Below are 15,820 nucleotides of genomic sequence, written 5' to 3'. Positions count from 1 at the left end.
AATCAATCCTCTCTAAAAAAATTTATTTCTTTTAAGTATTCATATGTCTTCTTAAAATTATCATAATTAATACCCATTCTATTTAAATTCATAGAATTCAAAATATTTTGTGTAAAACTAGAATCGACATCAACTGGATGTACCTCTTCAATTACTTCCGCATTAGGAAAAATCGGAAGAATTGATAATAATAAGTCATCATTATGCTCTTCTGCATAAACAATAAGATCTTTCCGCCACTCTTCATAAGCAGCTATTTCCATGCTTGGCTCTATATTTTTAAGCCATTCAAAAACTTTACTTAAATATAGCATTTCAAATTCTAGATTATATATATTTTCATTGAAATCATATGGTCTTTTTGAAAGTTTAATAACAATATCAGCTAATATATCCACTGGAACAAGATGAAATACAATATTACTCATTATGGGCATTTTTTTTAATTTTAAGCTAGCATTTATTAATGTCCAGAAGAAATCTCTAACCTGGCATCTTCCTTTTTCTAAATCTCCTGTTATTGTTCCTATACGGTAAATTTTACATGGAAGCCCTTCTTCATTTGCAAGGCGAACAATGCTGTCTGCTACACATTTTGATAATGTATATGCATTCAATTCATGCTTATAATCAAATGTAAGTTCAGTTCTCTCATTTGCAGTAAAATTCCTCCTATTTTCTAAACAATCATAAACTGAATATGAAGAAATATAATGTAACAATTTAACCTTTTCCTCACAAGCAAACTTAATAATTCTTCTTGTTCCATCAATATTAGTAACTTTAACCTTATCAAACGGAGAAACAAAATTTACTTCCGCTGCTGAATGAAGAATTACATCTATATTTTTACAAAGATCACTATATTCGTCGTTGCTCATACCTAAATTTTCCTTTGAAATATCACCTTTAATGATGGTAACTCTATCAGAAACAAAGTAATTTTGTAATTCATACCTTTTCAAATGTTCCATAACTTTTAATTTTGCCTCGTTTCTATCTTGTGCTCTTACAAGTAAATAGATATGATAGTCTGTATTTAAAAGTAAGTATTTCAATAAATATCCTCCAAAAAAACCTGTTGAGCCACTAACTAATATATTTCTATCCTCATTAGTAACAGAGATTTTTTCAAGATAACTTTTTACTGAAAAATCTAACTTCACCTCATTCCTTAATATTTCTTTAAATTCATCAGTATTTCTAGCTATTTCAGTAACAGACTTATCTTTAATGTTTTCTATTAAATTTGTAAGCTTTTCTATAGTTGTTGCATTTAATATGTCCTGAAATGAAACATTTACATTAAATGTATTAGCTATTTTAAATAGTAATTTTGACACTAAAATTGAATTTCCACCAATATCATAAAAATCATCATTAATACCCACTGATTGTACTTTTAATGTTTCTTTCCATATTTTAATCATTTTCTTATGATTATCTGATAGATTTTCCTCATCATATCTTTTGGCTGAATTTATAGAAAGTCGTGCTAAAAGATTAAAGTCTATATCCTGTCTATTGTCAGAATTCCTAGGTATACTTTCAATATTTTGATATTGTATAGCATCTATGTCGTTTACTCTATCTCTAACTATCCTCTTAATTTCATTTAATTTATCCCCAGTATAAAAAACAGTTATATCTCTTCTGTATTTATCTTTTATAAAATGTCTATATTTCCTGAAGTTCCTATCAACTCCAATGAATCCATTTTTTATATTATGATCTAATATATATCTAAAGCATTCTATATTTTCTTCAACTGTATTTGCATAAAAACCACTTTTAGACGATGCCTTTTGAATACCTTCTGGTATTGATTCACTTATACCAACGTCTACCCAGGTACTCCAATTTATACAAAAAGTAGCTTTTTCATTATTATTTAAGTACCTGCAGTAACTATCCTGAAAACTATTTGCGGCTGAGTATGCAGATAAAGAAACTCCGCCAAAATATCCATTGATAGAACTAAACATAATTAATATTGAATTTTTTCTCTCTTCTCTTAACTTTTCAATTGCTAATGTGCTATTAACTTTTGACTTAATAACTTCCTCCATGCTAAACATAGTTTCATTTTCAATAATGTGATTACTAATGTCCTCCCAATGAGACTTTTTATTTTTATCAGCAGAAATTTTTCCTGCAAGATTAATAAACACAGTTGTTTTTTCACCAAATTCTTTTTCACACCTAGAAAGAACAGTGCTCATTTGAGTATTATCATTTATATCAACATCTTGATAAATAATATTTTTAGAAATACTTCTTAAATTGTCAAAAACTTCTTTCTTTTCTCCTACAAGCTTACTTGAACCAAATATAATTAGTTTTGCATCATATTTTTCTAATAAATATTTACATACATTTCTTCCTATTCCACCTAATCCTCCAAGTAAAAGTATTACACTTTTATCCTTTATAATGTCCTCATTATCTTTAAGTTCAGGTATGCTTTCAAGAAATGATTTATAACGTTTTTTATTTCTATAGACTACTTCTGTATCTTTATTAGATGATAAAAGCTCATTAATACATAGGTCAAAATCAAAAATATCAAAATCAACTATCTTACATGACTTCTCACTATTTTCTAAGTTAAAGCTTTTTATAAAACCTCTTAATATTCCATTTTGAATGTTAAATATTTTATCATTTTCTAATACAAAAGCATTTGTTGTTGGTAAAATAATCTTCATTTTTTGTTTTAATTTTGATATTTCAGCAAAATGTTGTAATATTTTTTTAGAAAATTCTATTATATTAGTAGATTTATTTTCAATAATAGTCAAATCAATGCAGTAATTGCTTTTTATTTTTGAAATTTCATTTTCATTTAATGTTTCATATTTTAAATTACTATCAACAAATAATTTATCAACATATTCTTTATCTTCCGAAATTACAGTAATTTTATCCTTTATCCTTGTTTTAATACTTGCAGCAATATTAACTCTTTGCCAAAATTCTTCCATCACATATTTTTGCTTTAAATTTGTTCCACCCATTTTTTGAATGATATCATCGTACTCACCATTTTCGAAAGCTTTTTTATATTTACTTCTTTGTTTTTTTCCAAGCTCCGTTCTTATTGATTTACTACGCATATCAGGTATAACATATGTTGGATAAATCATACACTTTTCTCTTATTTCACGTTTTATTTTATTAACTAATTTTTTTAATGATGGTATATCGTCCAAGCTTTCTTCATTTCTAGGAGTAAAAATCACCAATACTTCTTCTTCATTCTGTTTATTTTTTATTGATGTGGCTACAGTAAATGATGGATTTACTTCTTCTAAATCCTCTACTACCGACTCAATATCTTGAACATAATAATTTAAACCATTTATTATTATTACTTCTTTTGCACGTCCTGTAAGAATTATATTGTTATCTTTTATATAACCTAAATCTCCCGTTTTAAAATATCCATCTAAAGTAAAGGATTCTTTATTTGCTGCTTCATTGTCATAGTACCCACTAGTTATAGTTTGGCCTTTTCCTTCAATGTTCCCCACAACACCTTCTGGCAAAACATTTCCTTCATCATCAGTCACTCTGAATTCATGCCCTACAGCTGGAGTACCTATTGGAACAAATTTATCCTCATCACTTGTATTATTTAACGAAAAATTATTATAATATATCATTACCGATGAAGTTTCCGTCATACCAAACGAAGGTTTAATTGCATCCTCAGAAAGCTTGTATTTCTTTAATTTAATTATGAAGTTCCTTAGATTTCTGCTTACATTCGCCTCAGCAGTAGCAAAAATATACTTTAATTTTGATAAATCCCAATCATAATATTTCTCATCTGAAAGTTCATTACTTATAAGAGAATAAGCAAAATTAGGTGCCCAAGTAATAGTTGCTTTATATTCATTAAGCAAATCAATCCACATAAGTGGTTCATTTAATATAACCTCTGATTTCACTTGAATCTGCAGCATATTTAAGTACATATCTCTTATATGTGTCCAAATTAGCCCTGCCGCGTGAGTTAATGTCATCCAATTTAAATCAATTTCATTTTCATCAAAGTTATACATTTCTATTTCACATAAAGTCCTTGCAAAAATATTTCTTTGGTTTAGCATAACTCCCTTTGGTATTCCAGTGCTTCCTGATGTAAACATGATAAGGCAAGGTTTCTCTATATCCCATACATGAGGATTTTCAAAATTTCCTCCACATTTAATAGTTGAAAAATTTAATACCTTTATCTTATTATCAACTAAACTTTCCTTAATATTGTTTATAGGCTCCACTAATTCAGACGAAGTAATAATAAAGGGATTTTCTAATAGCTTGCATATATTTAAAATTTTGTCAGTGTTTAAATTCTTTGTCCCATAGTCGTCTAACACCGCTAATGGTGCTGGAATAGCACCAATAAGTATACACGCCCAAAAAGTTTCTAGATAATCTTTATTATTAGGAAGCTGTAAAATTACTTTATCATTTGCCTTCACACCATTTTCTTTAAGTCCATTTGCTACTCGCCCTGCCTCTAAATAAAGCTGGTTATATGTCTGCTGAACCCTTCCTTCATGTTCAATATAAATAATTTTTTGATTTCCTTTTGCTCTTTCTTGGATTAATTCAGTAATACTAACAAATTTTTGTTTACTATAATCTAAGTCTCCATTTTTTATATACGAAATTTTTCCTTCAGAAATTTCTTTACTCGGGCTTATTTCAGCCATATTATTTAATGGCTGCATATCAATAAATTTTTCATCATTATTAAAATCAACTGTTATTGCGCTATCTATCCCTAAATCGTATATTTCAGAACTAATCTCATTAAGCTTATTGTATGAGATATCATTCATCTTCTCTAATTTTGAAACATTAACTTTTCCTTGTAAATCTCTTGCAATAAATGGTACTTCTATATAATTTAATGGGAAATATTCTTCTGGAAGCACTTCTTTAAGTAAACTATCTAATTTAAATCCTGATAATGCTATATCTGTGGAATAATAAACATTTGTACCTTCTACGTAAAAATCCTTTATACAATCTAATTTACATAGTTGTTCTTCTACCTCTTTTAAATTCAAGTAAGTACCATTTTTATATATTATTCCATCCTTATAGCTAATTGCTACGATTGATCCATTTGACAATTTACATCCCATATATTGTGTTAATCTAGTTTCACCACTTATTTTTTCTGCTATAAACCCAATTGCATTTTCTGGCTGAATCTGACCCGATTCATTTACAATACCTAACTTTATATTTTTTATAGGTTTTATTTCATTATATAATCCGCTCTTTCCATTAATTATAAATTCCTTAGCTGCGGATAGCCAAGTTACATTTGGAAACCCGTAATAATTGTTCCATTTTATCTCATAATCGGTAATTATATCTTTTATTTTTTTGAATTCAACTGTTTCATCGCCATAAGTAATTAAGCTTTTATTAGTACAATTATTACTTTTTTTGATTATATCAATGCCTTCGATCGGCATTATAATATTTGTATATTCCTTAAAATCTATCTCTTCATTAATACCAGCAATTGTTAGGTTACCATCCATACATAATGGCAATGTCCAAATATATTTAAATAAATCCTTTTTATTTCTATACATGAAAATTGTTTCACTACAATCTGTTTTCATTATGTTTTTGTTGAATTCAACCCAATTATTTAACATCTCTTTACGTATAAGTGAAGAAGTCGAAAAATCCGACAATTTAACATTTCCAATATATTCAATATCTTCAGGTACTTTAAAGTCTGAGACTGAATCTAAATCTGCAATAATAACATTATTAAAATGCTTTTTGTCATTTTCATCATCAGATAACAAAAGATCTGTATCAGAATCCAACATCTTTAAATTATCAATTGGGAAAATTGTTCCTTTTAAACCAGCTATTGCACTACATGCTTCAATAAAATGAATAGGATTTTCAATTTTTACTGCAACAATCTTATCCTTTATATTATTTCCTATTAAACTTTGAAATTTTCCTACCTGTCTAGCAAATTGACTTCTTGTAAATACTTCACCTTTAAATTTAATAGCTAAAATCTCTTTCATCACTAAACACTCCTTTCGCCCATTTAAAATTAATTATATAAATGCTATTTTTCTAAAAGCTAATTTTCTCTGAATCTTATAAATCATACTCTTTTAAAGCTGCTGTAGGTTTATTTACAACCTCTTCAAAAATATCTTTCATAAGATATACAAAATCTTCTATCTCTTCGTCATCAAAAAGATTTCTCTTATAATAGAAAGTTAAATATTCTTCATCTGGTTCAGATTGAATAAAGAAAGTAAAATCAGCTGGTGTAATTTCATTTGAATAGTCGGCAACAGTAAAACCTAGATTGGTCGATAATCTCTCATTTTTTATATACTCGATCAAAATTCTATATGGTAATTTGTGATATTTTCGATCAACTGTTGTCTCTTTTAAAATCATCTCAAAAGGTAGTGCTTGATGTTCATATAATTCGTTTATTGTTTTCTTAGTTTTTTTTGCTAATTCAATAAAACTATCATTTTTAGAAACTTCTGTTCTTATTAGTGAAGCAAAAGCAAAATTTCCTAGAGAGTCTTGTATTTCACTTCTATCCCTTCCTACAGTTGCAGTACCTATTGCAATATCATCAATATCATATATATAATTTAAAAATATATAGAATAATGCAGCATATCCAGCATACATGGAAATATTAATAGTTTTACACAACTCAGAAAATGCTTTTATATTTTTTGAAGGAATAGAAATCCTCATACCATTCCCCTCATAATCTCCATATTTACTATTTTCTTTTTTAGGGAATTCAATTATATTCATATTACCCTGAAGTTTTTTCTCCCAATATTCAACGTCACTATAGTATCCCTTTTTCTCAAATTCTTCTCTCTGCCACATTGCATAATCTGCACATGTAGTCTTATTTTCATCTGCTATAATCTCATTTCCATTTAGCAGCTCACTATATCTTTTATCTATCTCTTCCAAAATTATATTAATTGCATATGCATCTGCTAAAACATGATGTGTTCCGATTGTGAGTATTATAGAACCATCACCACTTTCACCTATTCTAAAATGAAATAAAGGTGCTTCATCTAATTTATATTCTCTATATGTTTCTTGATGTTCAAAGAACTTTCTCAATTCCTGCTCAGTTTTATCTAAATGTTTTTCATAGGTAATATCTGAAATAACCTCATCATATACTTTTTGATAAGGAACATAATCTTTTTCAATAATAATTGTTCTTAATTCTTGATTGTTTTTTATTACAATCTCTATGGCTTTCTTTAATATAGCAATATCAAGTGGCTTCTTATTTATTGATACACTAAGAACAACATTATATATAGGCTCAATTTTACTATTAAACCAGATTCCTTCCTGTGCAAAAGATAATCTAAGATTATCTTTGTCCTTTACCTTTGGTATTCCAATAATTTGCACTTTTTTATTTGATACTAATTCTCGTATAGAAGTGTATTTATAAATATCCGTAAAAGATAATTTAAGACCTCTTTTTTGGGCTTCTGATATAAACGCCATTACTTTTAAAGAATCTCCTCCCATTTCAAAAAAATCATCATCAACATTTATTGCATTATGTTGTAATATTTTTTTCCATATATCACACATTGATCTTTCTAAATCATTTATAGGTTCATTAGTTGCATTTTCACAAAAATTCACTGGTAGTTCTAACGCATCCTTGTCCACTTTTCCATTTATTGTAAGTGGAAGGTTGCTTAATGTTATTATATAATTAGGAATCATATATTCTGGTAAGAACTTTCTAAGATATTCTTTGACTTTATTACAATCTATATTATTACCGGTAACATAAGCACAAATATATTCATCTGAGTTATTATTGCTGCAAATTTTAACTACTGCGTCATTTATCTGTTCATATGATAAAAGCCTATTTTCTATCTCATTTAATTCTATTCTAAATCCTCTAATTTTAACTTGATTATCCCTTCTACCTAAAAACATAATATTGCCATCCTGCATCATTTTTACAATATCTCCTGTTTTATAAAGATAATCTTTTGATATAAATGGCAATACTACAAACTTTTCATTAGTAAGCTCCGTATTATTTATATATCCTCTAGCAACTCCAACACCACCTACATATAATTCCCCAGAAAGCCCCATAAATTGTAAGTTACCAAAACAATCAATTATATATGCAGTTGAATTTGTAATTGGTTTACCAATTGGAATGCTATTTTCATATGGTTTGTCTACTAAAAAACATGTTGAGAAGGTAGTATTTTCTGTAGGACCATATCCATTTACAAGTTTTAGTGCTTTGTATTTATTAATAATTTGAGTTGCTTGCTTGCATGGCATTTTATCTCCACCTACAACAAGTTCACGCACATTTTTAAATAATGAAATATCATCCTCCACTAATAGTTTAAACAAAGATGGTGTTAAAAACATTATAGTAATTTTTTTATACTCAATAACAGATTTCAACTTTGATGTATCCAACATATCCATTTTATTAACTAAACAAAGTGTACTTCCATTAAGTAAAGCTCCCCATATTTCAAAAGTTGATGCATCAAACACAATAGATCCAGTTTGAAGAACTACATCATCTTCTTTAAATTCAACATAATTTGTATCCTTAACCAGTCTGATAACACTTTTATGTTCTACCATGACACCCTTAGGGGTTCCAGTAGTCCCAGAAGTATACATTACATATGCTAGTGAGTTGGGTGATGCTTTATATTCAATTGAATAATCATTTTCAACATATGAATCTTTACTAAATAAATCTACTTTCACTATGTTATTTGGAACTTTGCTTAATGTAGTTCCACCAACAATACATTTAACTTTTGCATTTTCTATAATATATTCAATTCTTTCTTGAGGATAATCGATATCAATTGGAAGATATGCACCTCCAGATTTTAGAATTCCCACAATTCCTACTATAGTCTCAATCTTACGTTCTGCAAAAATTGCTACTATACTTTCCTTAGTTACTCCCTTTTTAATAAGAAATGCTGCAAATTCATCAGAATAACTATCCAACTCCATATAAGTAATCGATCTTTCTCCAATCGTTACTGCAATGTTATCTGGATACTTTTTTACATTTTCTTTAAATAACGTTACAATACTTTTGAATGATGCATTATATTGTGAATTATATTCTGATAAAATCTTATGTTTTTCTTCTTGAGTAAGTAATTCAATTGTATTAGTACTTGCTTCCGGATTTTTTATTATCTGCTCAGCTATTCTTTCTAGATGGCAAACCATATTTTTTATTGATTTCTCGCTATATTTTGTTTTGATATATCTAAAATCTAAATTTAGTGATTCACCACATATTACTGTTAAAAATAAGTTATATTCTAACGAAATATTATTATTTGTTTCATTTATATCAGATTCAAAAGCAATGATATGATCAATAAATTTTCTCTTCAATATATATAAATTATTATCATTAGCTAATGAAGGTAAGTTATTTATATGTGAGTCTGCTGACTTCTGAATTTTATCTATACAATCTAATATCCTTATATTTTCTGTACAATCTACACGAACTGGTATAATAACATTAATATTTAATTCTCTATTGGGAGATTTTATTGATATTAGATTTCCAAATACAACATCTTTTTTATTGTTATAACGTTCAAGCATAAATCCCCACATAGCATTGAATAATACAGAAAATTCAATTTTTCTAATTTTTGCAAATTCCTTAATCTTCTTATAAATATTATTATTAAATTCTATGATACATCTTTGTGAATCATTATCTGAAACATTACCATCCTGATATAAATCAATATATTCATGATGTTCATATGAATATAGATATTCATCCCAATATTTATCTAGATTTTCGATTGCAACCAACTGTTTTGATTTCATTTGCATTGTACCTCCTATTTTGATAAATATTTGCAAATATCACTACATATTTCTTTCATATTTGCCTCATCTGAAATAAAAAAATGATTTCCATTAAATATGCGATATGTATACCCTAAATCAGTATATTCTCTCCAGTCATTCATCTTTTCCATTTTCATTAAATTATCATCTGTTCCAATATAATTTCGTATAGGTACATGAATAACCTTGTCATCTTCTGGAATAGTATAATTCTCTATTAATCTAAAATCATTCTTCAATATTTTTACGAAAACATCAAAAAATTCAGGATATTTTAAAATTTCATCGTTAATGCCTCCATACTGTCTTAACTTTTGGACAAACGCTTCATTATCTAATTTACTTAAATATATTTTTTCATTGTCTGCATCAATATGAGATGCAGATATAAAACATATTTTAGGAGAAATATTGTATTTCTTCTGAAGCTGTCTACATAACTCATATGCTATTATGCCTCCCATACTATGTCCAAATATTGCAAATTCATGGCCATCAATTAAATTAATTAATTGTCCTGCTATACCTTCGACTACCTTTTCACAATCTGTCATGCACTCTTCAGTAATTCTTTTTTCTCTTCCTGGTAATTGTACAGGCAAGATTTCTACATCTTTTCCAATAACTTTCTGCCATTTATAAAATATATTTGAACCTGAACCTGCATAAGGAATACATATCAACTTATATTTTGAATCCACTCTCTTAGAGCTGACTTTTATCCAATTATTTTCCATATTAATTTTCTTTCCCTTCTTCATATAAAAAATCATCATATAAGCTTGTCAGATTTCTAAATTCTACTTGAAGTTTTTTGCTCCAATAACAACTACCATATTTCCATCAGCTGCTGAATTAGTATATATATCCTGATGTATTTTAGGAATATCTTCAAACTGATACGTATTGATTTTAGGTATATTCACACATCCATCCATAATTAAATCTAGTAAACTTTCAACATCCTCAATTGTAGCTGCATGAGAACCTTGCAGTCTTTTAAGATTAAGCCAAAGATATCTTAAATCAAGCGAACCTATATATCCTGTTGTTGCACCACAAAGTACAACCATCCCTTTGTTATCACATACAAATATTGATGTAGGTAAAGTATCCGCTCCTGGGTGCTCTATTACTATTTGTGGATTTTTTCTTTCACCTACAATATTCCATATTTCTCGCCTAAATTTTAATACACTCTTTAACCATTTTTTATATAAAACTTGATTTTCACCTAATTCTTCTCCAAGAATTCCCCAATGTTCATATTTTGTTCTATTAATATATCCTTTTGCACCTAGACCGATGCAATATTTACCTCTTTCCTCAGTCGAAACAACCGCTATTGGAATTCCTCCTAATGCTTTCACAATTTGTATTGCCATGCTTCCGAGTCCACCGGCTCCTCCCCAAACAAGTACTACATCCTCCTTTTGAATTTCGTTGCCCTTCCAATGATTGAGCATATTGTATGCTGTTGCACCTGTAGACGTAATCGAAGCTGCTTTTTCCCAGCTCAATGCTTTTGGTTTCTTGGTACATTGCACATCTAATACTTTAGAAAATTGTGCAAAAGCTCCCCAATTTCCTTCATACCCCCATATTCTAAATGATGGACTTGTACGAGGATCATTAGCTTTTTTGTAAACTTTACAATTTTTATCATATTGAACTCCTATGCAGATTACTTCATCTCCAACATTAAAGTCCTTAACTTCATCTCCAACCGCATAAACAATTCCACTTGATTCACTACCACAAATCAAGAAGTCTTGTGGGTCTTCAAACTGATGATGAGTATTTATTATATCCTTTGGTTTCCCTATGGCAGCCCATACACCATTATAATTAATACCAGAAGCCATATTAAAAATAATTAACTCATTTGATTTTGGATTAGGAACATCTACAATCTCCCTCTTGTATGCATTGATAGGTTCCCCTAGCCTATCACTTCTTAATGTCCATGCATACATCTTTGATGGTACATATCCTAATGGTGGTATCTCTCCAACTTCATAAATTTCTTTCTTCATTCTTAACCATACTCCTTACATTTTCTAATAAATAATCTCTTATAATAATTAGACTAAATTATATTCATTCTTATAATTACATTCTTATATCCGTATATTTTAGTATTACTACTCTTTTTTAATCTCTGTAATTATTACAGCTTAAATACTATAGAAGATCCATTAATTCGCTAATATCATTACTTCCAATTTTATTCTCTTCTTTACTTTCAATTTCTACGTCTTGCAAATCTATATCCTTAATATCTACAGATTTTATATATTCAGCAATATCAAAAACAGTCTCAAAACTATAAAAGTCTTTCATATTTAATTCCACCTTAAACTCTTGTCTTAATTTAGATATCAAAAGCAATCCTGATAATGAATCCAATCCTAGTTTTTGTAATTCATCGTTTATAGCTATATCTTCAACTCCAAATATTGTCTTTAAAATTTCAAAAAGCTTTGATTCCAAGTCATTAGTCACATCAATATATTCGTTTTCTCTTATATTTTGGGGATTATCTTTGTATAGTACCTCATCATTTTCAGATAAGCTTAACTTAGACATATAAGCATCAATATCTTCTTTATCAAATGAATTAATAAATTCTATGGAACATTCTTCATTTACAGACTGTAATTTTTTTAATAAGTTATTTTTTAATTGATTATATAGAATTTTATTATTATCTATATTTTTTTCATATGGCTTGAATGACAAGAAAACACCTGCATCTGATAGTTCAATTTCCTCTGGTAAAACTTGTACATTGTTGAATCCAACATTTTCAAGTATTTTTTGCCATTCTTGAGGATGCATAGTTATCCTCTTTCCTCTTATAGGATCTATTGTAAAATTCCACCATCCAGGAGACAAACCATATATCAAATTATCAATATCATGATCATCATAACTTTGAACTTGTGCACATATTCCTCCTGGAACTAACATTTTTTTAATATTTTTTAATGACTTCTCAATAGAGTTAGTGGCCTGTAAAACATCATAGCTGATGATAATATCAAAACTATTCTCATTGAATCCTTGTTGTTCTATATCTGCTGATATATCGAGTTTTTTAAAATTCATGAATTTATATCCATTTACTTCTGCATTAATTTTTGCCTTTGCTACAAATGATTGTCCAATATCAGTAAAGCAGTATTCTATATTATCAACGTCCTTAATACGAGAAAGAATTTTTGTTGTAAGTTCAGCAGTACCAGCTCCAATTTCAAGTATTCTTACTTTCTTCTTCTTTTTACTGACGAAATTATTTATTATATCCGCCAACACATCACCATATATATATCTTTTAGTTGAAAGCGGCATCTTGCTATCAACATCATCAAGCATATTAAATTCACCAGTTGGATATATAACCTCATTAGCTGGAATTTCACCCGAAAAAACTCTTTCATACTTTGAGGCACAGTAAATTAATAATTCCACATATGGAGCAAATTTCTTTTGTTCCTCTGTAAAATTATCTAGAATTATTTTTGCTTCTGGTATATCTTCTATGGATTTTAAAACTGTTATTTCGTCATTATCATAATTTAAATATCCATTTTCTTGTAGAATATTTAAAAACTTCATAAAAAATGGTGTGAATTGCTCTTTTATATTTAGCTTCATCATTAATTCGTTAATATTGTATTTTTCTTTAGTTGATGAAAAAGCTTTATTTTTAAAAATAACTGATGCACAACTTAAACATACTCTATCCATCATATGATATAAACCATCATAGTCTTTCCTAAGTTTTATCTGACATTTTTCCATAATTGCATTTTCAATTTGTAAATTTTCCTCTTTACTTTCACTACTATATACATTAATTGAAAATTCTTCGTCATATTTTTCGGATTTACATTCAACTAAAATAATTTTTTTGTTCTTCTTTAAATTAAGATATTTTGTTAATTCATATCTATTTTGACTTAAACCATTAAATATTATAATTCTATCTTTACATATCATACTTATCACTCCAATCTAAATATTCATTTACCAAAAGTTCTTTATAAATATTACAAATTTTATACGTATTTCCACTTATACACCTCATTTCATCAAAATACTTTTATATGAATTCATTGAATTTTATACTTGTTTTTATATTTTTTTCCATTTTGTTAACCATTTCATTATATCACCACTTCAAATCTAAGTAAATATTGTATTTTTTAGTAATTAAATATATATTCATGCAACTTTATAATTAATTTCAAATCAAAATATATTTGTCATACTAACAATGTAATATATTATATTTGAAGCAGCTGAATAGTTACTCCTTTATTGTCATATAAATTTTAACAACTATAACATTTATTTATAATTTGATTTTCAATTAATTAATTAATATTGATTATTGACATCATTTAAAAGTTAAACTATCATGTAATTGTTAAGCAATATTGTAAAATTATTATATTTTTACGAAAAATAGGAGGTCTTTCTGTGTTTAAACCAATAGAAATCATTAAAAAAAAATATTTTTTAATATTGATTTTGTTTACCATTGTAGTTGTAGCTACAATAATATATTTCATTTCATCTATGCCTCAAACTATCCCGACTGATTCTTATCTACTGTTGCAAAAAAGCAATAATATAAACAGCCTAGATGTTAAAGGTTCTATTGAAAGTGAAAAATCTATTGATGTGTATTCAACAGTTAATAGCACTATTAAAAATGTAAATGTAAAACGAGGCGATTATGTTATGCAAGGAGATATACTTGCAACTATAGATTCTACTGACTTAATGAATTCTATAAATAAACTAGAAGAAAAAATTAATACAAATAATGAAATAAACAAATCTACATTATCTAAAGCTAAAGACGCATATGATCATGCTTCAAAGTTAAGTGTTGAGGATAATAATTCTGATATTGTACAAGCTAAAGCTGATATTGAAACTGCTAAACTTAACTTAGAAGACAAAAAAAAATCATTTGAAGCTTACAATACCTTACATGATCAAAATGGGATATCTGATCAGGATTTAAGAGCATATAAAACTGATTTTGAACATGCTCAAATTACTTATAATGCTGCACTTACTAAATTAGATAATCTTAGACAAGAAGCTAGTTACAACTTAAAAAACGCTGAAACTGATTATAACAGTGCTCTTAGTAAATGCAATGATAAGTCTGACCAAATAGACCTTGATGAAAAGAAGAAACAACTTAATGAATGTAATATACTAGCTCCAATTACTGGTGTTATAACGCAGGTAAATGCAGTTGCTGGCAATACAAGTCTAAGTAATTTATTTAAAATAGAAAACACTGATGTTTTAAAGGTAGTTGCTTCTGTAAATGAAGCAGACATTTCAAAAATTCAAATTGGACAAGTTGCTAAAATTAGAACCGACTCTACAGGAAATCAATTGTTTTATGGTAAAGTGTCTAAAATCAATCAAGTCTCTGAGAAAGACGATAATCAACTCAAGTTAGATGATGATTCTAATAATAAAGAATCTAAATATAAAGTAACTATAGATACAGATAATCCAGTAGATGCATTTAAATTAGGAATGAATGCAAATATAAATATTATTTTAGATGAAGCTCCAGATGTTTATACTGTTCCTTGTGAAAGTATTTTTAAAAATTCTGATGATAATAATTGCCTTTATATAGCTGAAAAAAATACTAATTCTAATGATTATACAATTAGACAAATTCCAGTAACTGTAGGTAGTCAAAATGATCTTTATGCAGAAATCAGCGGAGAAGAAATTACAGACAATCTTATAATTTTAACTAAGCCACTTGACTATAAATCTGGTAGTAAAATAAAAATCAAATAATAAG

At 27.7% G+C, this 15,820-nt stretch carries 6 protein-coding genes; 1 reads left to right on the top strand and 5 read right to left on the bottom strand.

Features of this window, described 5'->3' with window-relative positions; all coding sequences use genetic code 11:
- Nucleotides 1-2 precede the first annotated feature (2 nt).
- From CSPA_RS01900 to CSPA_RS01880, 5 genes are all read right to left on the bottom strand, one after another.
- Entirely contained in the window at nucleotides 3-6,080 is a 6,078-nt protein-coding gene (locus tag CSPA_RS01900; protein WP_015390529.1) for a thioester reductase domain-containing protein, read from the bottom strand.
- Between the two features lie 76 nt (nucleotides 6,081-6,156).
- Nucleotides 6,157-9,942, bottom strand: coding sequence for a non-ribosomal peptide synthetase (locus tag CSPA_RS01895; protein WP_015390528.1), 3,786 nt, complete (start codon nucleotides 9,940-9,942; stop codon nucleotides 6,157-6,159).
- A 14-nt stretch (nucleotides 9,943-9,956) separates the two neighbouring features.
- Nucleotides 9,957-10,727 carry a thioesterase II family protein gene (locus CSPA_RS01890; RefSeq protein WP_017810860.1) on the bottom strand — a complete coding sequence of 257 codons (771 nt, stop codon included), beginning with the start codon at nucleotides 10,725-10,727 and terminating at the stop codon, nucleotides 9,957-9,959.
- A gap of 39 nt (nucleotides 10,728-10,766) precedes the next feature.
- Nucleotides 10,767-12,002 (bottom strand): crotonyl-CoA carboxylase/reductase, encoded by a 1,236-nt coding sequence (gene ccrA / locus CSPA_RS01885; protein ID WP_015390526.1) that lies wholly within the window; start codon nucleotides 12,000-12,002, stop codon nucleotides 10,767-10,769.
- 148 nt (nucleotides 12,003-12,150) lie between these two features.
- Nucleotides 12,151-13,971, bottom strand: a complete 1,821-nt coding sequence (locus CSPA_RS01880) for a class I SAM-dependent methyltransferase (protein WP_015390525.1) — start codon at nucleotides 13,969-13,971, stop codon at nucleotides 12,151-12,153.
- A 483-nt stretch (nucleotides 13,972-14,454) separates the two neighbouring features.
- Between CSPA_RS01880 and CSPA_RS01875 the strand changes: the two genes are divergently transcribed.
- Complete coding sequence (locus CSPA_RS01875) at nucleotides 14,455-15,816, top strand: efflux RND transporter periplasmic adaptor subunit (RefSeq protein WP_015390524.1); 1,362 nt, start codon at nucleotides 14,455-14,457, stop codon at nucleotides 15,814-15,816.
- The last annotated feature ends 4 nt before the right edge of the window (nucleotides 15,817-15,820 follow it).

The organism is Clostridium saccharoperbutylacetonicum N1-4(HMT) (assembly GCF_000340885.1).
GTDB lineage: Bacteria > Bacillota > Clostridia > Clostridiales > Clostridiaceae > Clostridium > Clostridium saccharoperbutylacetonicum.
Note: the sequence above shows the minus strand (reverse complement) of the source record. Positions and strands in the feature narration are given on the sequence as shown.